Annotated in this window: 17 protein-coding genes and 4 tRNA genes; 16 read left to right on the top strand and 5 right to left on the bottom strand. The window is 44.6% G+C overall.

Annotated elements, in window-relative coordinates; all coding sequences use genetic code 11:
- Positions 1–2 precede the first annotated feature (2 nt).
- Positions 3–926: a type I pantothenate kinase gene (gene coaA, locus IHV80_RS15410; RefSeq protein WP_017078366.1), complete on the bottom strand. Its 924-nt coding sequence runs from the start codon at positions 924–926 to the stop codon at positions 3–5.
- 210 nt (positions 927–1136) lie between these two features.
- Between coaA and IHV80_RS15405 the strand changes: the two genes are divergently transcribed.
- The 13 genes from IHV80_RS15405 to rpoC all read left to right on the top strand — a co-directional run bounded on the left by IHV80_RS15405 (position 1137) and on the right by rpoC (position 15055).
- Positions 1137–1212: transfer RNA gene (locus tag IHV80_RS15405), tRNA-Thr, on the top strand.
- A gap of 45 nt (positions 1213–1257) precedes the next feature.
- Positions 1258–1342 (top strand) — tRNA-Tyr (locus tag IHV80_RS15400).
- A 38-nt stretch (positions 1343–1380) separates the two neighbouring features.
- Positions 1381–1455, top strand: a tRNA-Gly gene (locus tag IHV80_RS15395).
- Between the two features lie 14 nt (positions 1456–1469).
- Positions 1470–1545: transfer RNA gene (locus tag IHV80_RS15390), tRNA-Thr, on the top strand.
- A 94-nt stretch (positions 1546–1639) separates the two neighbouring features.
- Positions 1640–2824 carry an elongation factor Tu gene (gene tuf, locus IHV80_RS15385; RefSeq protein ID WP_012604914.1) on the top strand — a complete coding sequence of 395 codons (1185 nt, stop codon included), beginning with the start codon at positions 1640–1642 and terminating at the stop codon, positions 2822–2824.
- A gap of 223 nt (positions 2825–3047) precedes the next feature.
- Positions 3048–3425 carry a preprotein translocase subunit SecE gene (secE, locus tag IHV80_RS15380; RefSeq protein ID WP_017096511.1) on the top strand — a complete coding sequence of 126 codons (378 nt, stop codon included), beginning with the start codon at positions 3048–3050 and terminating at the stop codon, positions 3423–3425.
- 13 nt (positions 3426–3438) lie between these two features.
- Positions 3439–3987, top strand: a complete 549-nt coding sequence (gene nusG, locus IHV80_RS15375) for a transcription termination/antitermination protein NusG (RefSeq protein ID WP_012605006.1) — start codon at positions 3439–3441, stop codon at positions 3985–3987.
- A 213-nt stretch (positions 3988–4200) separates the two neighbouring features.
- Positions 4201–4629, top strand: a complete 429-nt coding sequence (rplK, locus tag IHV80_RS15370) for a 50S ribosomal protein L11 (protein WP_010435555.1) — start codon at positions 4201–4203, stop codon at positions 4627–4629.
- Positions 4630–4633: 4 nt separating this feature from the next.
- On the top strand, positions 4634–5338 hold the full coding sequence (gene rplA, locus IHV80_RS15365; RefSeq protein ID WP_192889562.1) for a 50S ribosomal protein L1: 705 nt from the start codon (positions 4634–4636) through the stop codon (positions 5336–5338).
- A 244-nt stretch (positions 5339–5582) separates the two neighbouring features.
- Positions 5583–6077, top strand: coding sequence for a 50S ribosomal protein L10 (gene rplJ / locus IHV80_RS15360; protein ID WP_017077558.1), 495 nt, complete (start codon positions 5583–5585; stop codon positions 6075–6077).
- 57 nt (positions 6078–6134) lie between these two features.
- Positions 6135–6500, top strand: coding sequence for a 50S ribosomal protein L7/L12 (rplL, locus tag IHV80_RS15355; RefSeq protein WP_004729770.1), 366 nt, complete (start codon positions 6135–6137; stop codon positions 6498–6500).
- A 234-nt stretch (positions 6501–6734) separates the two neighbouring features.
- On the top strand, positions 6735–10763 hold the full coding sequence (rpoB, locus tag IHV80_RS15350) for a DNA-directed RNA polymerase subunit beta (protein WP_192889561.1): 4029 nt from the start codon (positions 6735–6737) through the stop codon (positions 10761–10763).
- Positions 10764–10852: 89 nt separating this feature from the next.
- Positions 10853–15055, top strand: coding sequence for a DNA-directed RNA polymerase subunit beta' (gene rpoC / locus IHV80_RS15345; RefSeq protein WP_102438409.1), 4203 nt, complete (start codon positions 10853–10855; stop codon positions 15053–15055).
- 351 nt (positions 15056–15406) lie between these two features.
- Here the strand turns inward: rpoC and IHV80_RS15340 are convergent, their stop codons facing one another.
- Positions 15407–15904: an Rsd/AlgQ family anti-sigma factor gene (locus IHV80_RS15340; protein WP_017104580.1), complete on the bottom strand. Its 498-nt coding sequence runs from the start codon at positions 15902–15904 to the stop codon at positions 15407–15409.
- Positions 15905–16069: 165 nt separating this feature from the next.
- Between IHV80_RS15340 and nudC the strand changes: the two genes are divergently transcribed.
- Together nudC and hemE are read left to right on the top strand one after the other, a co-directional pair.
- Positions 16070–16879, top strand: a complete 810-nt coding sequence (gene nudC, locus IHV80_RS15335; RefSeq protein WP_192889560.1) for an NAD(+) diphosphatase — start codon at positions 16070–16072, stop codon at positions 16877–16879.
- Between the two features lie 299 nt (positions 16880–17178).
- Positions 17179–18246 (top strand): uroporphyrinogen decarboxylase, encoded by a 1068-nt coding sequence (gene hemE / locus IHV80_RS15330; protein WP_029223216.1) that lies wholly within the window; start codon positions 17179–17181, stop codon positions 18244–18246.
- 107 nt (positions 18247–18353) lie between these two features.
- Here hemE and IHV80_RS15325 read toward each other — a convergent pair whose 3' ends face one another.
- Both IHV80_RS15325 and IHV80_RS15320 read right to left on the bottom strand, forming a co-directional pair.
- A complete protein-coding gene (locus IHV80_RS15325; protein WP_192889559.1) occupies positions 18354–18947 on the bottom strand; it encodes a uracil-DNA glycosylase family protein in 594 nt (197 codons plus the stop codon).
- On the bottom strand, positions 18947–19873 hold the full coding sequence (locus tag IHV80_RS15320; protein ID WP_192889558.1) for a D-2-hydroxyacid dehydrogenase: 927 nt from the start codon (positions 19871–19873) through the stop codon (positions 18947–18949). Before IHV80_RS15320 ends, IHV80_RS15325 begins: the two co-directional genes overlap by 1 nt.
- A gap of 71 nt (positions 19874–19944) precedes the next feature.
- On the opposite strand from IHV80_RS15320, the gene IHV80_RS15315 reads away from it, so the two are divergent.
- Complete coding sequence (locus tag IHV80_RS15315) at positions 19945–20532, top strand: YjaG family protein (protein ID WP_029223215.1); 588 nt, start codon at positions 19945–19947, stop codon at positions 20530–20532.
- Between the two features lie 115 nt (positions 20533–20647).
- Here the strand turns inward: IHV80_RS15315 and IHV80_RS15310 are convergent, their stop codons facing one another.
- Positions 20648–21811 (bottom strand): CNNM domain-containing protein, encoded by a 1164-nt coding sequence (locus tag IHV80_RS15310; protein WP_017108608.1) that lies wholly within the window; start codon positions 21809–21811, stop codon positions 20648–20650.
- Positions 21812–22038: the final 227 nt, after the last annotated feature.

Raw genomic sequence — 22038 nt, 5'->3', positions numbered from 1 at the left:
TATTATTTTCTTAGTAACACTTCTTCAACCATATGATCAGCGCCTTTGCGTAAAATCAGGTGAGCTCTTTCTCTGGTCGGAAGGATATTTTGCTCTAGGTTCAAACCATTGATTGATTGCCAAATACCTTCTGCTTTTTCCTTAGCGGCTAGATCTGACAATTTAGTGTAGTGCCCGAAGTATGACCCTGGTTTAGCGAAGGCACCCTCACGAAACTTCATAAAACGATTTACATACCATTGTTGAATTTGAGCGCTTTCAGCATCGACATATAACGAGAAGTCGAGGAAGTCTGAAATAAAGACTCTATGAGGCTCATGTGGGTAATTCATACCGCTTTGCAGAACGTTGAGTCCTTCAATGATGAGCACATCGGGTAAGTCGACCTCTTTTACTTCCTTGGTAATGTTGTAGGTGAGGTGAGAATACACAGGTGCTGTCACATTACGCTTACATGCCTTCACATCTGATACAAAATTGACTAGCGCTTTAATATCATAAGACTCAGGGAACCCTTTCTTACTCATCAAGCCCTTTTCTTCCAGTATTTCATTGGGATATAAGAAGCCATCTGTCGTAACCAGTTCAACTTTAGGGTGGTTTTCCCAACGAGATAACAACGCTTTCAGTAGACGAGCGGTTGTACTTTTCCCTACCGCCACACTACCCGCGATACCAATAATGAATGGTGGTGCTGTCTCTTTCTTATCCAGAAATTGATGAAGTACTGAGTTTCTATTTTGTCGAGCGGCCACATAGAGGTTTAATAGGCGCGATAGTGGTAGATAAATCTCTACTGCTTCTTCCATTGTCAGCTTTTCATTGATGCCTTGAAGCTCTTTCAAGTCGCTCTCAGAAAGTGTCATCGGAACTAAATTCCTTAGTTCAGACCACTGCGCGCGGTCAAATGACATAAATGGGCTCATACAAAACTCTATAGTGGATAACAAAACAAGTGCATGGAAAATACATCAAGCGATAGATAAATTAAATATCTTCCTTTACTAGATGCGGATTAAAGGCAGAAACCTTGAGCTAAATAACCGTATATATGAATTTGATAGGAGAATTTTTCACTTTTTTGCAATTTACTATTGCAAGGTGGAAAATCATTCAATAAAATGCGCCCCACTTGTGCCGACTTAGCTCAGTAGGTAGAGCAACTGACTTGTAATCAGTAGGTCACCAGTTCGACTCCGGTAGTCGGCACCACTTTCTCCCTTCTATTTATAGAGAGCGAGAGAAAGATCAAAATTTGGAGGGGTTCCCGAGTGGCCAAAGGGAGCAGACTGTAAATCTGCCGGCACTGCCTTCGATGGTTCGAATCCGTCTCCCTCCACCATATTCTAAAGGTTAAATAGCTCAAAAGAGTTACGTGTCGCGTGCATCGTATAATGGCTATTACCTCAGCCTTCCAAGCTGATGATGCGGGTTCGATTCCCGCTGCACGCTCCAACTCATTTTTGTGTGCTGATATAGCTCAGTCGGTAGAGCGCACCCTTGGTAAGGGTGAGGTCCCCAGTTCGACTCTGGGTATTAGCACCAGTCTAAAGCTTCTTCTCCTTTTAATAAAAAACCATTTTTTTTGGTTGCGTGGTCTTATTTTAAGCCACCTAATCCGTACCTAGAGGGACACCCCATGTCTAAAGAAAAATTTGAACGTACGAAACCGCACGTAAACGTTGGTACTATCGGCCACGTTGACCACGGTAAAACAACTCTAACTGCTGCTATCTGTACTACACTTGCAAAAGTGTACGGCGGTGTTGCTAAAGATTTCGCATCTATCGATAACGCTCCAGAAGAGCGCGAGCGCGGTATCACAATCGCAACTTCTCACGTTGAGTACGATACTCCTGAACGTCACTACGCACACGTAGACTGTCCTGGACACGCCGATTATGTTAAAAACATGATCACTGGTGCTGCTCAAATGGACGGCGGTATCCTAGTTGTTGCTGCTACAGATGGCCCTATGCCACAAACTCGTGAGCACATCCTACTTGGTCGTCAAGTTGGTATCCCTTACATCATCGTATTCATGAACAAATGTGACATGGTTGATGACGAAGAGCTACTTGAGCTAGTAGAAATGGAAGTTCGTGAACTTCTTTCTGAGTACGAGTACCCAGGAGACGACCTTCCAGTAATTCAAGGTTCTGCACTTGGCGCTCTAAACGGCGAAAAGCAGTGGGAAGACAAGATCGTTGAGCTTGCAGAAGCACTAGATTCTTACATTCCACTTCCAGAGCGTGCTGTTGATCTACCGTTCCTACTACCTATTGAAGATGTATTCTCAATCCAAGGTCGTGGTACTGTAGTTACTGGTCGTATCGAGCGCGGTATCCTACGTGTAGGTGACGAAGTAGAAATCGTTGGTATCAAAGAAACTACTCTTACTACTTGTACTGGTGTTGAAATGTTCCGTAAGCTGCTTGACGAAGGTCGTGCAGGTGAGAACGTTGGTGCACTTCTACGTGGTACTAAGCGTGATGACGTTGAACGTGGCCAAGTACTTTCTGCTAAAGGTTCAATCAACCCACACACTAAGTTTGAGTCTGAAGTATACGTACTTTCTAAAGACGAAGGCGGCCGTCACACTCCTTTCTTCAAGGGTTACCGTCCACAGTTCTACTTCCGTACAACTGACGTAACAGGCGATATCACTCTACCAGAAGGCGTAGAAATGGTAATGCCAGGTGACAACGTTCAAATGACTGTTGAGCTAATCGCTCCAATCGCAATGGACGAAGGTCTACGTTTCGCAATCCGCGAAGGTGGCCGTACAGTTGGTGCTGGTGTTGTAGCTAAAATCTTTGCATAAGATTTGACGAACCACTAGTAAAAAGGGCATCATTTGATGCCCTTTTTCTGCGCTGAAAAAAGAGTTGGGTGTTTTGGCATCAATTTTAGCTCTTAGCAAAGAATTAAACAGTCTTTTTGACTAAAATGACTGTTAGATGTGTTGTTTTGCAACGCAAAGGAATGTGCCCTGCAACAGCGGGGTTATTGTCGTCTATATTTAAGACTTATCACAGGTTGGTTTTATGAAAGCAAACGCTGAAACTCCTGATAGCTCAGGTGCAGCAGATACAATGAAGTGGGTAGTCGCTTTTGTACTGTTGGCTGCTGCTGTTGTGGGTAATTACCTGTATGGTGAATTGTCTGTTGTAATTCGCGCTGCAGGTGTAGTTGTGCTGATTGCTGCCGCACTAGGCGTTGCAGCAACAACAACTAAAGGTAAAGCTGCGATCGATTTTGCAAAAGAATCTCGTATGGAGATTCGTAAAGTTGTTTGGCCTACTCGCCAAGAAACTATGCAAACTACATTGATCGTTTTAGCTGTATGTATTGTTATGTCTCTAGTGCTTTGGGGAATTGACGGCATTATGGTCCGTTTAGTTTCTCTAGCGACTGGGGTGTAGAGGGTTCTGATTCATGAGTGAAGCTCCAAAAAAACGTTGGTATGTAGTTCAAGCCTTTTCTGGCTATGAAGGTCGTGTATCTCAATCGTTACGCGAACATATTAAAATGCACGACATGGAAGAATTCTTTGGTGACGTTTTAGTACCTACTGAAGAAGTAGTGGAAATGCGTGCAGGTCAACGCCGTAAAAGCGAACGTAAGTTCTTCCCTGGCTACGTATTAGTGCAAATGATCATGAATGATGAATCATGGCACTTAGTACGCAGCATTCCTCGTGTTATGGGCTTCATTGGTGGTACCTCTGATCGTCCTGCACCAATCACTGACAAAGAAGCTGATGCTATCTTGAACCGTCTAGAGAAAGCGAGCGAGTCTCCACGTCCTAAGACAATGTTCGAAGCGGGTGAAGTGGTTCGTGTGAACGATGGTCCATTTGCTGACTTTAACGGTACTGTTGAAGAAGTGGATTACGAGAAGAGCCGCATTAAGGTATCTGTATCGATCTTTGGTCGTGCAACACCTGTTGAGCTTGAATTCGGTCAGGTTGAAAAACTAGACTAAGACTCGGTTAGTTTGAGTAAGCTGTTGATAACTATTTAACAAGCTGTTCAAAATGAAAGAGTATAAAAAATCACCTTTTTAGGGTTGTTAAAGGCGCGAATTATGATTATAATTTCGCGCCTTTTTACTTCTTAGGAAGTAAAAAGTAATTTATGAAATTAAGGGGAGCTCGCCTAAAGGCTAGCGCATGTACCCAAATATTTAGGAAATATCATGGCTAAGAAAGTTGAAGCTTATATCAAACTGCAAGTTGCAGCTGGTATGGCAAACCCAAGTCCACCGGTTGGTCCTGCTCTAGGTCAACACGGCGTGAACATCATGGAATTCTGTAAAGCGTTCAACGCAAAAACAGAATCTGTTGAGAAAGGTCTACCTACTCCAGTAGTTATTACTGTATACAACGACCGTTCTTTCACGTTCGTAACTAAGACTCCACCTGCTGCTGTTCTTCTTAAGAAAGCTGCTGGCGTTAAGTCTGGTTCTGGTCGTCCAAACACTGAAAAAGTGGGCACAGTAACTGACGCTCAAGTACAGGAAATCGCAGAAACTAAAGCTGCTGATATGACTGGTGCTGACATCGAAGCAATGAAGCGTTCTATTGCTGGTACTGCTCGTTCAATGGGCCTAGTGGTAGAGGGATAAGATCATGGCAAAACTTACTAAGCGTATGCGCGTAATCCGCGACAAAGTTGAAGTAACTAAAGAATACGAAATCAACGAAGCTATTGCTCTTCTTAAAGAACTAGCAACTGCTAAATTCGTTGAGTCTGTAGATGTTGCTGTTAACCTAGGCATCGATGCTCGTAAATCTGACCAAAACGTACGTGGCGCAACTGTGCTACCTCACGGTACTGGCCGTGAAATCCGCGTTGCTGTGTTCACTCAAGGTGCAAACGCAGAAGCAGCTAAAGAAGCTGGCGCAGATATCGTTGGTATGGAAGAGCTTGCTGAGCAAGTGAAAAAAGGCGTAATGGACTTTGACGTTGTTGTTGCTTCTCCAGATGCAATGCGCGTTGTTGGTCAACTAGGTACAATCCTAGGTCCACGCGGTCTAATGCCAAACCCTAAAGTTGGTACTGTAACTCCTAACGTTGCTGAAGCAGTTAAAAATGCTAAAGCTGGTCAGGTTCGTTACCGTAACGACAAAAACGGCATCATCCACACTACTATCGGTAAAGCAACTTTCGAAGCTAACCAGCTTCAAGAGAACCTAGAAGCACTTCTAGTTGCTCTTAAGAAAGCTAAGCCTTCTTCAGCGAAAGGTACTTTCCTGAAGAAAGTAAGCATCTCTACTACGATGGGTGCTGGTGTTGCTGTTGATCAAGCTAGTCTTGACACACAAGCAAACTAATTTGCTTAGGCGCAGATTTAGTGTATACTTCTGCGCCTAATATTTGTGGTTGGGTGATTTTTGAAGCAATTCATAATCGTCTATCCCAAGACCGTAGGCGCCGAACCTTTTTAAGGTAAAGCTTAATAAAACCTACGTAGGCGATGTTGTCGTTTGAAATGAATTTATTCATTTTTAAATAACATCGTAAACGCTCAATATATTTTATATTGAGTGCTGTAATCACAACCAGAGGTTAATCCAAATGGCTTTAAATCTTCAAGACAAAAAAGCAATTGTTGCTGAAGTCAACGAAGCAGCCAGTGGTGCACTTTCTGCAGTTGTAGCTGACTCTCGTGGCGTTACTGTTGGCGCGATGACTTCTCTACGTAAACAAGCTCGCGAAGCGGGTGTTTACATGAGAGTTGTTCGTAACACACTAGCACGCCGTGCAGTAGAAGGTACTGAGTATGAGTGTCTACAAGACACATTTACTGGTCCTAGCCTACTTGCGTTCTCTAACGAGCACCCTGGTGCTGCAGCGCGTCTTTTCAAAGACTTCGCTAAAGAGAACAAAACATTCGAGATCAAAGCTGCTGCATTTGAAGGCGCAGTTACTGATGCTGATGTACTAGCGACACTACCAACTTACGACGAAGCTATCGCACGCCTAATGATGTGCATGAAAGAAGCTTCTGCTGGCAAGCTGGTTCGTACTATCGCTGCTGTTCGCGACCAAAAAGAAGAAGCTGCGGCATAAGCCTTGCTTTTCACTGGTTGCTATTTAAACTTATTGTTGACTTAAAAGAGAATTGTTATGTCTATTACTAACGAGCAAATCCTAGACGCAGTTGCAGAAATGTCTGTAATGCAAGTTGTTGAGCTTATCGAAGCTATGGAAGAAAAATTCGGTGTTACTGCTGCTGCTGCAGTTGTAGCTGGTGGTGCTTCTGCTGAAGCTGCTGCTGAGCAAACTGAATTCGACGTTATCCTTACTGGCGCTGGCGCAAACAAAGTACAAGTTATCAAAGCTGTACGTGGCGCAACTGGCCTAGGTCTTAAAGAAGCTAAAGGTCTTGTAGACTCAGCTCCTGCAGCGCTTAAAGAAGGCGTTGACAAAGCTGAAGCTGAAGCTCTTAAAGCACAGCTAGAAGAAGTTGGCGCTTCTGTTGAAATCAAGTAATTATTACTTAATTTCCTAGCCGCGAGGCTATTGGCTGGTGGTTTATTAACCACCGGCCTTTTTGCGCTGTAGGGCTATGATGAATTTCCCGCTGTTTAAGCGTCATCGCCTGAGCAAAAAAACAGTTATTTCTTCGAAATAATTGTTAACCACAATAAACAGCTGTTAGTCACTGTCCCACTCTAATGAGCGTTTGGACAGTTTGGGTCACTTATCAGCGAGCTGAGGAACCCCATGGTTTACTCTTATACCGAGAAAAAGCGCATCCGTAAGGATTTTGGTACTCGTCCACAAGTTTTGGACATTCCATACCTGTTATCGATCCAGCTTGATTCTTTCGATAAATTCATCGAACAGGATCCAGAAGGTCAATACGGTCTTGAGGCTGCTTTTCGTTCTGTATTTCCAATTCAGAGCTACAACGGCAATTCAGAGCTGCAATACGTTAGCTACCGTCTTGGTGAGCCAGTATTTGATGTTAAAGAATGTCAAATTCGTGGTGTAACTTACTCAAAGCCACTACGCGTTAAACTGCGTCTAGTTATCTTTGATAGAGATGCGCCTGCAGGTACTGTAAAAGACATTAAAGAACAAGAAGTCTACATGGGCGAAATTCCGCTTATGACGGACAATGGTACTTTCGTAATTAATGGTACCGAGAGGGTTATCGTATCCCAGCTGCACCGAAGCCCAGGCGTGTTCTTCGACAGTGATAAGGGTAAGACCCACTCATCTGGTAAAGTTCTTTATAACGCACGTGTAATTCCTTACCGTGGCTCATGGTTAGACTTTGAGTTCGATCCTAAGGATAACTTATTCGTACGTATCGACCGTCGTCGTAAGCTACCAGCATCGATTATCCTTCGTGCACTTGGTAAATCGACAGAAGAGATCCTAGATCTGTTCTTCGACAAAGTGAACTTCGAAGTGAAAGACCAAACTCTACTTATGGAGTTGGTTCCTGATCGTCTACGTGGTGAAACTGCGTCATTCGACATCGAATCAAATGGTAAGACTTACGTTGAGACTGGTCGCCGTGTAACTGCTCGCCATATCCGTCAGCTTGAAAAAGATGGCGTTGAGCACATCGAAGTACCTGTCGAGTACATCGTTGAAAAGATTGCTGCGAAAGATTACATCAACGAAGCAACTGGCGAGATCATCGTTGGCGCGAACCAAGAGATCAGCCTAGAGGCACTTGCTAACTTATCTCAAGCAGGTCACAAATCTCTAGAAGTTCTGTTCACGAATGACCTAGACCATGGTCCATTCATGTCAGACACTCTACGTGCAGATAGCACAGTAGATCGCATCTCTGCATTGGTAGAAATCTACCGCATGATGCGTCCTGGCGAGCCACCAACAAAAGAAGCTGCAGAATCATTATTCGAAAGCCTGTTCTTCTCTGAAGATCGTTACGACCTATCAACTGTAGGCCGTATGAAATTCAACAGCTCTATTGAGCGTGAAGAAGAAGAAGAGCGCGGTACTCTGGATGAATCAGACATCATTGAAGTGATGAAGAAACTGATTGGCATCCGTAACGGTAAAGGCGAAGTGGACGATATCGACCACCTTGGCAACCGTCGTATCCGTTCTGTAGGTGAAATGGCAGAAAACCAATTCCGTGTTGGTCTAGTTCGTGTAGAACGTGCCGTTAAAGAACGTCTAAGCCTTGGTGACCTTGATGCAATCATGCCTCAAGATCTTATCAACGCTAAACCGATCTCTGCTGCAGTTAAAGAATTCTTTGGCTCTTCACAGCTGTCACAGTTTATGGACCAAAACAACCCATTGTCAGAAGTTACGCACAAACGTCGTATCTCTGCTTTAGGTCCTGGTGGTCTAACTCGTGAACGCGCAGGCTTTGAAGTACGTGACGTTCACGTAACTCACTACGGTCGTCTATGTCCGATCGAAACGCCTGAAGGTCCAAACATCGGTCTGATTAACTCGCTATCTGCGTTTGCGCGTTGTAACGATTACGGTTTCCTAGAAACTCCGTACCGTCGCGTTGTAGATGGTGTAGTAACAGAAGAAGTTGATTACCTGTCTGCAATCCAGGAAGGTCAATTCGTTATCGCACAGGCAAACACGGTTCTTACTGAAGAAGCGACGTTTGCTGACGAGCTAATCACTGCTCGTCAAAAAGGTGAATCTGGTCTTCACCCACGCGATCACGTTGACTACATGGACGTTGCGACAAACCAAGTAGTATCTATCGCTGCTTCGCTTATCCCGTTCCTAGAACACGATGATGCGAACCGTGCATTGATGGGTGCGAACATGCAACGTCAAGCTGTACCAACACTTAGAGCTGATAAGCCTCTAGTCGGTACTGGTATTGAACGTAACATCGCAGTTGACTCTGGTGTTACAGCGGTTGCTAAACGTGGTGGTCAAGTTCAGTCTGTTGACGCTTCTCGTATCGTAGTTAAGGTTAACGAAGATGAATTGGTACCTGGCGAAGCTGGTATCGATATCTACAACCTAACTAAGTACACGCGTTCGAACCAAAACACATGTATTAACCAACGTCCAACTGTACTTCCTGGTGAACCAGTTGCACGCGGCGATGTTCTAGCTGATGGTCCTTCAACTGACCTTGGTGAACTTGCTCTTGGCCAAAACATGCGTATCGCGTTCATGCCTTGGAATGGTTACAACTTCGAAGACTCGATCTTAGTATCTGAGCGCGTAGTTCAAGAAGACCGTTTCACGACAATCCACATCCAAGAACTATCTTGTGTGGCTCGTGATACTAAGCTGGGCTCTGAAGAGATCACAGCTGATATTCCAAACGTAGGTGAGTCTGCTCTGTCTAAACTAGACGAGTCAGGTATCGTTTACATTGGTGCTGAAGTTAAGGGTGGCGACATCCTAGTTGGTAAAGTGACACCTAAAGGTGAAACTCAACTGACTCCTGAAGAGAAGCTACTACGCGCTATCTTCGGTGAGAAAGCATCTGATGTTAAAGATACTTCTCTACGTGTACCAAACTCTGTTTCGGGTACTATCATCGATGTACAAGTCTTCACTCGCGATGGCGTAGAGAAAGACAAACGTGCACTTGAAATCGAACAGATGCAGCTTAAAGAAGCTAAGAAAGACCTTACTGAAGAGTTCCAAATTCTTGAGGGTGGTCTTCTTAACCGCGTTAAAGCTGTACTTCTGTCTGGTGGTTACTCTGAAGCTAAGCTTGATACGATCGGTCGTAAGCAATGGCTAGAGCAAGTTCTAGAAGACAATGCGCTACAAACACAGCTTGAGCAACTTGCTGAGCAGTGGGATGAGCTAAAGGCAGACTTCGATAAGAAGTTTGAAACTAAGCGTCGTAAAATCACTCAAGGTGATGATCTAGCACCTGGCGTTCTTAAGATTGTTAAAGTTTACCTAGCGGTTAAACGTCGTATCCAGCCTGGCGATAAGATGGCGGGTCGTCACGGTAACAAAGGTGTAATCTCTAAGATTAACCCTGTTGAAGACATGCCATACGATGAAAAAGGTCAGCCTGTAGACATCGTACTAAACCCACTGGGTGTACCATCGCGTATGAACATCGGTCAAATCCTAGAAGTACACTTAGGTTTGGCTGCTAAAGGTATCGGTGACAAGATCAACCAAATGGTTAAGGAACAACAAGAACTGCATAAGTTCCGTGAGTTCCTACAGAAGGTTTATGATCTTGGTGATACTCGTCAGAAAGTTGATATTGCTGAACTGTCTGATGATCAAGTTCGTACACTGATCAAGAACCTACGTGGCGGTCTACCGATTGCTACTCCTGTGTTCGACGGTGCTTCAGAAGCGTTAATCAAAGAACTACTTAAACTGGGTGATCTGCCAGAATCTGGTCAGCTTAAACTGTTTGATGGTCGTACTGGTGATTCGTTTGAGCGTCCTGTAACTGTTGGTTACATGTACATGCTGAAACTGAACCACTTGGTTGATGACAAGATGCATGCTCGTTCAACTGGTTCTTACAGCCTAGTAACTCAGCAACCACTTGGTGGTAAAGCTCAGTTCGGTGGTCAGCGTTTCGGTGAGATGGAAGTATGGGCACTAGAAGCATACGGTGCTGCATATACTCTACAAGAAATGCTAACAGTTAAGTCAGATGACGTTAACGGCCGTACTAAGATGTATAAGAACATCGTAGATGGTAACCATAGCATGGAACCTGGCATGCCAGAGTCGTTCAACGTACTGTTGAAAGAGATTCGCTCGCTAGGTATCAACATCGAGCTAGAAGACGAAGAGTAATCCCTCTTTTTTAAAAGAAGATTGGATTACTTGGCAAAGGGGGCTCACTTTAGTCGGTGAGCTCCTTTAACTCCTTACAGGAGCTGAACGTGAAAGACTTATTAAACTTTCTAAAAGCACAGCATAAGACCGAAGAATTTGATGCAATCAAAATCGGTCTATCTTCACCAGACACGATCCGTTCGTGGTCTTTTGGTGAAGTTAAAAAGCCAGAAACAATTAACTATCGTACGTTCAAACCTGAACGTGATGGTCTGTTCTGTGCTCGTATTTTTGGTCCAGTTAAAGATTACGAATGTCTTTGTGGCAAATACAAGCGCCTGAAGCACCGTGGTGTTATCTGTGAGAAGTGTGGCGTTGAAGTTACACAGACTAAAGTTCGTCGTGACCGTATGGGCCACATCGAGCTAGCTTCACCAGTTGCTCACATCTGGTTCCTAAAATCACTGCCGTCTCGTATCGGTCTACTAATGGATATCCCTCTGCGTGATATCGAGCGTGTTCTTTACTTCGAAATGTACGTAGTAACTGAACCGGGTATGACTGATCTAGAAAAATCTCAGATGCTTACTGAAGAAGAGTATCTGGATCGTCTAGAAGAGTGGGGTGACGAATTCACTGCTAAGATGGGTGCTGAAGCGATCAAAGATCTGCTTTCAACAATGGACCTTCATCAAGAAGTGGAAGAAATGCGCGAAGAGTTAGAAACAACTAACTCAGAAACTAAGCGTAAGAAAGTTACTAAGCGTTTGAAGCTAGTTGAAGCATTCATCTCTTCAGGCAACAAGCCTGAGTGGATGATCTTAACTGTACTTCCAGTGCTACCGCCAGATCTACGTCCTCTAGTTCCACTAGATGGCGGTCGTTTTGCGACTTCAGATCTGAACGACCTTTACCGTCGTGTGATCAACCGTAACAACCGTTTGAAGCGTCTTCTAGAGCTAGCTGCTCCGGACATCATCGTACGTAACGAAAAGCGTATGCTGCAAGAGTCTGTTGATGCACTTCTAGATAACGGTCGTCGCGGTCGTGCGATTACTGGCTCTAACAAGCGTCCTCTGAAATCTCTTGCTGATATGATCAAGGGTAAACAAGGTCGTTTCCGTCAGAACCTTCTAGGTAAACGTGTAGACTACTCTGGCCGTTCTGTAATCACAGTTGGTCCATACCTTCGTCTACACCAGTGTGGTCTTCCTAAGAAGATGGCACTTGAGCTATTTAAACCATTCATCTACAGCAAGTTAGAAACTCGTGGCATGGCTACGACAATCAAAGCTGCTAAAAAAATGGTAGAGCGCGAAGAAGCGATCGTTTGGGATATCCTAGACGAAGTTATCCGCGAACACCCAGTACTGCTTAACCGTGCACCTACACTTCACCGTCTAGGTATCCAAGCGTTTGAACCAGTACTAATCGAAGGTAAAGCGATTCAGCTTCACCCACTAGTGTGTGCGGCATACAACGCCGACTTCGATGGTGACCAAATGGCTGTACACGTGCCTCTAACTTTAGAAGCACAGCTAGAAGCTCGTACCCTAATGATGTCGACGAATAACATTCTGTCGCCAGCATCAGGTGATCCGATCATCGTTCCTTCTCAGGATGTTGTATTGGGTCTTTACTACATGACACGTGACAAGATCAACGTGAAAGGTGAAGGTATGTACCTTGCTGGCCCTGAAGAGGCTGAAAAGGCATACCGTACTAAGACTGCTGAGCTACACGCTCGCGTTAAAGTACGTATCACTGAAACTGTAGTAGACGAAGACGGCAACAGCACAACGAACACTGGCCTAGTGGATACGACTGTAGGTCGTGCAATGCTTTGGCAGATCGTTCCTAGAGGCCTTCCGTACAGCATCGTTAACCAAAAGTTAGGTAAGAAGCAGATCTCTACTCTTCTTAACGAGTGTTACCGTAAGCTTGGTCTAAAAGACACTGTAGTCTTTGCTGACCAAATCATGTACGCAGGTTTTGCATACGCAGCACTTTCAGGTGTTTCTGTTGGTATCGACGATATGGTTGTTCCAGCGGCTAAGTACACTGAAATTTCTGATGCAGAAGAAGAAGTTCGCGAAATCCAAGAGCAATTCCAATCTGGTCTTGTTACTGCGGGTGAGCGTTACAACAAAGTTATCGATATCTGGGCGTCTACGAACGACCGTGTTGCGAAAGCAATGATGGATAACCTTTCTTCTGAAACAGTTATTAACCGTGACGGCGAAGAAGAACAGCAAGAATCGTTCAACAGCATCTACATGATGGCCGATTCAGGCGCACGTGGTTCTGCAGCTCAGATTCGTCAGCTAGCAGGTATGCGTGGTCTGATGGCGCGTCCAGATGGTTCTATCATCGAAACGCCGATCACTGCGAACTTTAAAGAAGGTCTAAACGTCCTTCAGTACTTTATCTCAACGCACGGTGCTCGTAAGGGTCTTGCGGATACAGCACTGAAAACAGCTAACTCGGGTTACCTAACTCGTCGTCTAGTAGACGTAGCACAAGACGTTGTAGTACACGAACATGACTGTGGCACGCATGAAGGTATCGACATGATGCCTCACATCGAAGGTGGTGACGTTAAAGTTGCACTTTCTGAGCTTGCTCTTGGTCGTGTAGTTGCTGAAGATGTTCTTAAGCCTGGTACTGAAGATGTACTGATTCCACGTAATACTCTGATTGATGAGAAGTGGTGTCAAATCATGGAAGACAACTCTGTAGATAGCATGAAAGTGCGCTCAGTTGTTACCTGTGATGCAGACTTCGGTTGTTGTGCACAGTGTTACGGTCGTGACCTAGCACGTGGCCACCTAGTAAACCAAGGTGAAGCAGTTGGTGTTATCGCTGCACAATCTATCGGTGAACCGGGTACACAGCTTACAATGCGTACGTTCCACATCGGTGGTGCGGCATCTACTGCAGCAGCAGAGAACAGCATCCAAGCTAAGACAACTGGTACTGTGAAACTTCACAATGCTAAGTTTGTAATCAACAAAGATAAGAAACTGGTTATCACTTCTCGTGCATCTGAGATGACGATTATTGATGAATTCGGCCGTACGAAAGAGAAGCACAAACTTCCTTACGGTTCGATGCTAACCAAAGGCGACAACGCAGCAGTAACGGCTGGTGAAGTTGTTGCTAACTGGGAAGCGCATACCATGCCAATCATCACTGAAGTGGCAGGTCGTATCCAATTCGTAGATATGATCGATGGTATTACAGTTTCTCGTCAAACTGACGATCTAACTGGTCTTTCTTCAAGTGAAGTAACAGACGCAGCAGCTCGCCCAGCAGCAGGTAAAGATATGCGCCCAGCTATCAAACTTGTTGATGAGCAAGGTAACGATGTAATGATTCCTGGTACTGATATGCCAGCTCACTACTTCCTACCTGGCAAAGCGATTGTAAACATCGAAGATGGCGCTGAAGTTGGCATTGGTGACACACTATCTCGTATCCCTCAAAAATCGAGCGGAAACAAAGATATCACCGGTGGTCTACCACGCGTAGCAGACCTATTCGAAGCTCGTAAGCCTAAAGAGCCTGCGATCCTTGCTGAGCACACAGGTACTGTGTCGTTTGGTAAAGAAACGAAAGGTAAGCGTCGTTTAGTAATCACTCGTGAAGGCGGTGACGCTTACGAAGAGATGATTCCTAAGCACCGTCAATTGAACGTGTTCGAAGGTGAGAAGATTGAACGTGGTGATGTAATCGCCGACGGTCCTGAAACTCCACACGATATCCTGCGTCTACGTGGTATCCACGCTGTGACTCAGTACATCGCGAACGAAGTTCAAGAAGTTTACCGCTTACAAGGCGTAAAGATTAACGATAAGCACATCGAGACTATCGTTCGTCAAATGCTACGTAAGTGTACAATCACTCATTCTGGTGACTCTCCGTTCCTACCTGGCGAACAAGTTGAGTACCACAATGTTAAGATTGCTAACCGTAAGCTAGAAGCTGAAGGTAAAGAACTAGTACGTTTCGAACGTGATCTACTAGGTATTACTAAAGCATCTCTTGCAACTGAGTCATTCATCTCAGCTGCATCGTTCCAAGAAACGACTCGCGTACTAACAGAAGCTGCGGTTTCTGGTAAGCGTGATGACCTTCGCGGTCTGAAAGAGAACGTTATTGTTGGTCGTCTGATCCCAGCTGGTACTGGTTTCGCATACCACCAAGAGCGTCAAAAGCAACGTGAAGAAGAGCAAGAAGGTCCTTCAGCTGAACAAGCTACTGACAATCTAGCAGCACTTCTAAATGCTGGTTTCTCTTCAGAAGAGTAAACTCTACGAGTAGTCTCTAAGAGATAAGAAAAAAGGCACCTTCGGGTGCCTTTTTTGTATCTGTCGTTTGGCTTAAATCGTATTAATACTTACAGGGGCAAACTTGTATCTTTGGTACAAGTTTCAAGTGAGTTATGTGCTTCATTTCTGGAATAGAGTTAATGACGTTACTGTCTCTACGGGTTTATATAGAGAACCGTAAGCTGGATGTGTAGGTTGCTGATATGCAGAAATATGTACGGATAGGTAGCGATAAGAGAGTATCTACAAAGCCCTAAGCTTCTTGCTTTCATGATTCATAGACAAAACAAAAAGCTTACACAGAGGTAAGCTTACAAGATAGTTAGCCAGCTATGCTCCTGGCGGAACCGCTAGGCTATCGGCAATTTGCTGTATCAGTTGATCTTCAACCTCAAATCTCGCCTCAATAATCTCACCAATCAAAGATAAATCACTATCAAAGCTCTCTAATGCATCGCTGGCTTTGATGGCGGCGTACTTATCAGTAAAGTTAAGTAGTGGCTCTGTGGTAAGGACGATATGACCATAAGATTGGTTAATTTCGTCTGTTGCTTTGAAGCCAGTAGACTGCCACTTGTCCATCACCATGTCATAGATTTTGAAATGACCTTCGGAGATGTAATCAACAAGATGTTGGCTGAATTTTTGGAGCGCTTCTGGAGAGGGTAGTTCGGTGATTGCCGTTGCTTTCGATGATGAAGGCTGTAGAGCGGCAAGCTTACAATACTCAACGATTAGAGACTGTCGAGTTTCGAGCCAATGATCGATGACCTCATTAGAGCCACCCCATTGTTCTTGTATTTGTTTGAATTTATTTAGCATGACCATGTCCTCATGATCTGATCACAACCTTGTGATCATGGTAATTGCCTAAGCAAGGTCCGTTTATTGGGAACTACTAAAAGTAATAGCTTGAAATATTCTCTGCTACAACTCTAGTATGAAATTAGATTGCCAGTAAAATGAACGAACTGCAAGCAATGAGGCATAGGGATGTTAAAAAAAAGTGATACAAAAATGACAGAGCAAGCTTATTGGTGCGTCGTTTCTGGTAGTGATATTTGGGTTAATAACGACCAGTTTCCTTATGGCTCGGCTGATGAGTTAGGGCTCAGTGTTGATCACGCTATCTGTATTGGTCAGCATCAAGGTCGTCCGGTCTATTGGCTCAACGACTGCGATGTCGAGAGTGAACTGACCATGGTCAACCTACGTGAGTTATTGCACTGGTCTGAATCGAGTTTTCTTATGGCGAGTAAGGCTATCCAGTACGGGCACATGACTCAAAGCATACGTTTTTGTCCACAGTGCGGCGGTCGCAATCATCTAAATCACAATCAGGTTGCGATGCAGTGCGGAGACTGTCGAACTCTTCATTACCCTCGAATCTTCCCGTGCATCATTGTCGCTGTGCGAAACGACAACAAGATATTGCTTGCGCAGCACCCAAGGCATAAAACAGGCATGTATACCGTGATAGCGGGCTTCCTAGAGGTTGGAGAAACCTTAGAGCAGTGTGTGGCGCGAGAAGTCAAAGAAGAAACGGGTATCGATGTGAGTAATATTCGTTACTTTGGTAGCCAGCCATGGGCGTTTCCATCGAGTATGATGATGGCCTTTCTTGCTGACTATGCTGGTGGAGTGCTCAAACCAGATTACAGTGAATTGTCGGATGCCCAATGGTTTGACGTAACAAACCTGCCTGATGTTGCTCCTGTTGGAACCATTGCGAGACAGTTGATTGAGAAAACAGTTGATGACGTGATGAAAGTTGGTGCTACGGAGCAGACGCTCGAGCACTAATTGGCCTGTGATGGTATTTGGCCTATGGGTGGTCAAAAGCTAAAAAAAACCCTCCACAAGTGGAGGGGGTAAGTAAGATGTCGTTATGAGATGCTGAGTAGTGACTACTCAGATATTATAATTGTAATTTTCGCTAGCAAACAAATTTTTAACATGCGCCTGCAATTGGGGGCAAATTAAGCATTGATTTAAAAGTTAATAACTTGATCTAGGTTGCAAAGCACACAGCTTTTACCCCTCAATCAGTGTTAGAATACTTGCCATCAAAACTAGACAAGATTGAATTGGAATTGAACGGAATGACCGAATTAAAAAATGATCGCTATTTACGCGCACTTTTAAAGCAGCCTGTTGATTGCACTCCTGTATGGATGATGCGCCAAGCGGGTCGCTATCTTCCTGAATACAAAGCAACGCGTGCAGAAGCAGGCGATTTCATGTCTTTGTGCAAGAATGCGGAACTAGCATCAGAAGTAACCCTTCAGCCTTTGCGTCGTTTCCCTCTTGATGCGGCAATCTTGTTCTCTGACATCCTAACTATCCCAGATGCTATGGGTTTAGGCTTGTACTTCGAAACAGGTGAAGGCCCTAAATTTGAGCGTCCGATTACTTGTAAAGCTGACGTAGAGAAGATTGGCCTACCTGATCCAGAAGGCGAGCTTCAATACGTAATGAATGCCGTTCGTCAGATTCGTAAAGACCTGAAAGGCGAAGTGCCACTGATTGGTTTCTCTGGTAGCCCTTGGACACTGGCAACTTACATGGTTGAAGGCAGTAGCTCGAAGGCGTTCACTAAGATCAAGAAGATGATGTACGCAGAACCACAAACGCTGCACTTACTTCTAGATAAGCTTGCTGACACCGTTATTGAATACCTGAACGCGCAAATTAAAGCGGGTGCTCAATCGGTAATGGTATTCGACACATGGGGTGGTGTGCTTACTCCGCGTGACTATAATCTGTTCTCACTGCAGTACATGCACAAAATTGTAGATGGCCTAATCCGTGAAAACGAAGGTCGCCGTGTACCGGTTACTTTGTTCACTAAGAACGGTGGCATGTGGCTAGAATCTATCGCAGCGACTGGCTGTGATGCAGTTGGCCTAGACTGGACAATCAATATTGCTGATGCAAAAGCACGTATTGGCGATAAAGTGGCTCTACAAGGCAACATGGATCCATCAGTACTTTACGCACAACCTGAGCGTATTCGTGAAGAAGTCGGCACTATCCTTGAAGGTTTTGGTGACGGCGGTACTGGCCACGTATTTAACCTTGGCCACGGTATTCACCTAGATGTGCCACCAGAAAATGCTGGTGTATTTGTGGACGCAGTTCACGACCTATCTAAGCCATACCATAAGTAATTAAGTATGTGTTTTTAGAAAAAGCGCTGTCGAGAAATCGACAGCGCTTTTTTATTACCTTTTCATCTGCATTCAATATCGGCTTAACCATCATTGTGTGCAGCTAATTAGGTATTTGGATCATGGTAGGCCAAATGCTCTGATATGTGGTTCCTGATATATGGAATGACTTCACTTTCGAACCATGGGTTTTTCGTGAGCCAGATATTATTACGTGGTGACGGGTGGGGAAGTGGCAAAAGTTCTGGAGCCCAAGCCTGCCAGTTACGTACTGTTTCAGTGAGTGTGCTGGTGGCTTTATCTTTGAGATAATAGTTTTGCGCATACTGACCAATCAGCAAGGTCATTTGGATGTTGGGCAGTGATTGCAGTACTTTTTGGTGCCATAGCGCGGCGCACTCTTTTCGTGGCGGTAGATCGCCACTTTTTCCCTTTCCTGGATAGCAAAAGCCCATCGGGACAATCGCGACTTTTTGTTCGTCATAAAACGTATCGCTATCCATCCCTAACCATTCTCTCAATCGTTCGCCACTGGCATCATTCCAAGGGACAGATGATTCATGAACCTTGATACCGGGCGCTTGACCTATGATTAACAAGCGCGCGTTTGGGTGTGCCTGAATCACTGGGTTTGCACCGTGTGATAGATGAGGCTCACAAGCGGTGCATTGTCGTATCTCGGTGAGCAGTGATGAGAACATCAGTAGCCTTTATCAAAATCAATGATGTTATTCAGTGTAAAGCCATCTCGCCATTGTTGGTAATTATTGGCGAAGATCTCCACGACTTGCCTAGGCTCACTTAGAGCCGCAATGTGTGGAGTGATGGTCACTTGCGGTAATTTCCAAAACGGGTGTTCTTGCGTGAGAGGTTCGCATTCAAAGACATCTAAGAATGCGTGTTCAACCCATTTATTCTTAATCGCAAGCAGTAACGCTTTATTGTCTACGCTTTCCCCACGACCTACATTAAACAGCAATACGTTAGAGCAGTAGCTTAAGGTGGTTTGATTAAGCAGTTGGTAGGTCTCATCCGTTGATGGCAGTGTGTTCACTACAATATCCGCTTGTTTGAGAGCGGCTTCTAATTCATTAATGTGGAAGGTGTCTTTAAAGGTTTCTTGCTTTGATGGGATACCTGTCCGGTTGACCCCAATGGTATGGATACCAAACGCAGAAGCGGTTTTCGCCAAATGGCTGCCAATTGAGCCTGTTCCCAAAATCACCATGGTTTTGTCGGTTAGGCTGGTATAAAGCTGCGGCTGCCAGTTTCGCTGTTGTTGTTGCTGGTGGTAATGAGTGAAGTGTCTAAAGTGGCTGATTGTGTAACCCAATACGTATTCGGCAATGGCAGGGCCGAAGATGCCTTTGACGTTGGTCAGTGTGTAGTCCTGACGCAAATTCGGTTGGGTTAATTTGTTGATCCCTGCATAGGTACTTTGCACCCAATCCAGATGCTTAAACTCATCAAGACGCTCTGCTATGAGGGGAGGAGAGGCCAAGACGATCTCCGCTAACTCGGGGTTTGTGGTGATTTCTAGGTCAGGTAAATCTCGGTTTACAATCAGTTGTGTGTAAGTATCGTCATGCTCGGTAAGAATATAGAGCTTATTCGTAAAATTGTTCATCGGCTTACCTTTTCCCCCCAGGGTTTATCAAGTACACTTTCGCTGTCTTTTTCTGCATTTATTGAGTGACTATGCTTCAGAATCCATTGCAGGTTCGTCTTGAAAAGTTAGAACCTTGGCAACAAATTACCTTTATGGCGTGTCTATGTGAGCGTATGTATCCTAACTATGCCATGTTTTGTGAGAATACAGAATTTGCGGAAGCTCGAATCTATCGTGATGTTTTGGATAGCATTTGGGAAATCCTAACGGTTAAAACGGCAAAGGTGAACTTTGAGCGTCAACTTGAGAAAGTAGAAGAGCTATTCCCTAGCGGTGATGATTTTGATTTTTATGGTGTTTATCCAGCAATGGACGCATGCCAAGGCTTAGCAACGTTAATACACGGCCTGCTTGATCGTGAACACATGCTTGAATCGGTGATTAAAGTGAGCCAACAGTCGGTTAAGACGGTTGCAGAACTTGAATTCGCTCAAGGTGCTGAAGAAGTCACGAATGAAAACCAGAAAGAAAATGAAGCGGTATGTGAAGAGTGGGACGTTCAATGGGCGATCTTCCGACCACTTCGAGAAACGACAGAGCGCGACCTTGAACTGATTAAAGATCTGCGTCATGAACTGCGTGAAGACCCAGTGAGCAACATTGGTGTTGCGCTATAACGGATGTTGAGTTGTAGCGAATAGAATAAAAAAACAAAGGCTCCCTAGGGAGCCTTTGTTGTATCTGACGCTCTCAAACTTCGATTAAGCGTCTTTTTCTTTTGTTTCTTAGCTCTTAGTTCTGAGCTTTGTCTTTTGATGCATTATCTTTTGATGCGTCATCATCATCCGCTGATTTAGAATCTGAGGCATCGTTGTCTGCTGGAGTTTCTTTCTCTAGCTCGTCCTCTTCATCACGGTTTTCGATAACACCGTGTGTCTCTTTCCATTTTTCCCAACGCTGAAACGCAAGTTCTTGCATGTCTGTGGTCTTGTCCGCTTCATCAACGATCTCTTCGCCAACTAAATGCTCAAAGATATCTTCTAAGGTGATGATGCCTTGAATGGTGCCGTATTCATCAACAACCAAAGACAATTGCAGGCGATTTGCCATCATTTGGTCAAAGGCTTTGGCTAGACCCATGTTGTTCAATAACACGTGGATAGGGCGCATGACTTCGCCTAACGCTTTTTCACCGCAACCCGCTTGTTGCAATCTAAACAGCTCCAGACGGTGAACAAAACCAATGATATTGTCACTTTGTTCGCTGTAGACCAATGGACGTGAGAACGGCGTGTCTTTGTGTTTCTCAAGGAACACATTGACGCTCATCTCTGCATCTACACGGAATACTACAGGTCGAGGTGTCATTACTTGGGTAACAGGAACGTCTTGAATGCCTAATAAGTTGCTTAGGATTTTTGATTCGCCTTCTGCGAACTCGCCACTCTCTTTTGCCAAAATAGCCATCGCTGATAGCTCGTCACGCATCTTAGGTGCTTGGTGACCACGAGCTAGACGTTTGGTTATCTGTTCTGAGAACCAAACAAACGGAGTTAGGAAGAACACCATCCAACGCAGTACCGTTGATGATGCTGGAGCAAGTTGACGCCAGTAGGTTGCACCAATCGTTTTTGGAACAATTTCAGACAGCACCAAAATACCCAGAGTGAGCACTGCAGAGAAGACACCTAACCATTGGCTGCCAAAAACCACAGCCGCTTGTGCACCTGCGGTTGCCGCACCAATAGTATGTGCGATGGTGTTGAGCGTCAAAATTGACGCGAGTGGGCGGTCAATATCTGTTTTCAGTTTGTCTAAAGACGCGGCTGCAGGGTGCCCATTTTGTTTTAGTTGAGCAATGTAGCTCGGACTAATACTCAAAAGTACAGCTTCCAAAACAGAACAAATGAAAGAAACTCCAATAGCAATGGAGACGTAAATAGTTAGCAGCAGCATGTTTGCCCTTAAATTAAATTGTACGCTTTGTCAGCGATTCAAGGTGGATTATAGAGAATAAGTAGTGGCTAGGTCATCATTAATTTCACTCTCAGCCCCTTTTAAACAAGGGCTTACTCAATAAAATCAGTAACAAATTGTGAGTTATTACTCATATTATGGCTAAAACTACGGCATTAGAGCTAAAGATCGACGACAAACCTTTGCCAGATAGGGCATTTATGTTT

Origin of the sequence: Vibrio bathopelagicus, from assembly GCF_014879975.1 — a bacterium.
Classification (GTDB): Bacteria; Pseudomonadota; Gammaproteobacteria; order Enterobacterales; family Vibrionaceae; genus Vibrio; species Vibrio bathopelagicus.
This window is presented reverse-complemented; position numbering and strand designations above follow the sequence as displayed.

Bases quoted from the DNA above. Each gene is read 5' to 3' on its own strand.
- coaA (WP_017078366.1), bottom strand. From the start codon at position 926: ATGAGCCCATTTATGTCATTTGACCGCGCGCAGTGGTCTGAACTAAGG.
- tuf (WP_012604914.1), top strand. From the start codon at position 1,640: ATGTCTAAAGAAAAATTTGAACGTACGAAACCGCACGTAAACGTTGGT.
- secE (WP_017096511.1), top strand. From the start codon at position 3,048: ATGAAAGCAAACGCTGAAACTCCTGATAGCTCAGGTGCAGCAGATACA.
- nusG (WP_012605006.1), top strand. From the start codon at position 3,439: ATGAGTGAAGCTCCAAAAAAACGTTGGTATGTAGTTCAAGCCTTTTCT.
- rplK (WP_010435555.1), top strand. From the start codon at position 4,201: ATGGCTAAGAAAGTTGAAGCTTATATCAAACTGCAAGTTGCAGCTGGT.
- rplA (WP_192889562.1), top strand. From the start codon at position 4,634: ATGGCAAAACTTACTAAGCGTATGCGCGTAATCCGCGACAAAGTTGAA.
- rplJ (WP_017077558.1), top strand. From the start codon at position 5,583: ATGGCTTTAAATCTTCAAGACAAAAAAGCAATTGTTGCTGAAGTCAAC.
- rplL (WP_004729770.1), top strand. From the start codon at position 6,135: ATGTCTATTACTAACGAGCAAATCCTAGACGCAGTTGCAGAAATGTCT.
- rpoB (WP_192889561.1), top strand. From the start codon at position 6,735: ATGGTTTACTCTTATACCGAGAAAAAGCGCATCCGTAAGGATTTTGGT.
- IHV80_RS15340 (WP_017104580.1), bottom strand. From the start codon at position 15,904: ATGGTCATGCTAAATAAATTCAAACAAATACAAGAACAATGGGGTGGC.
- nudC (WP_192889560.1), top strand. From the start codon at position 16,070: ATGTTAAAAAAAAGTGATACAAAAATGACAGAGCAAGCTTATTGGTGC.
- hemE (WP_029223216.1), top strand. From the start codon at position 17,179: ATGACCGAATTAAAAAATGATCGCTATTTACGCGCACTTTTAAAGCAG.
- IHV80_RS15325 (WP_192889559.1), bottom strand. From the start codon at position 18,947: ATGTTCTCATCACTGCTCACCGAGATACGACAATGCACCGCTTGTGAG.
- IHV80_RS15320 (WP_192889558.1), bottom strand. From the start codon at position 19,873: ATGAACAATTTTACGAATAAGCTCTATATTCTTACCGAGCATGACGAT.
- IHV80_RS15315 (WP_029223215.1), top strand. From the start codon at position 19,945: ATGCTTCAGAATCCATTGCAGGTTCGTCTTGAAAAGTTAGAACCTTGG.
- IHV80_RS15310 (WP_017108608.1), bottom strand. From the start codon at position 21,811: ATGCTGCTGCTAACTATTTACGTCTCCATTGCTATTGGAGTTTCTTTC.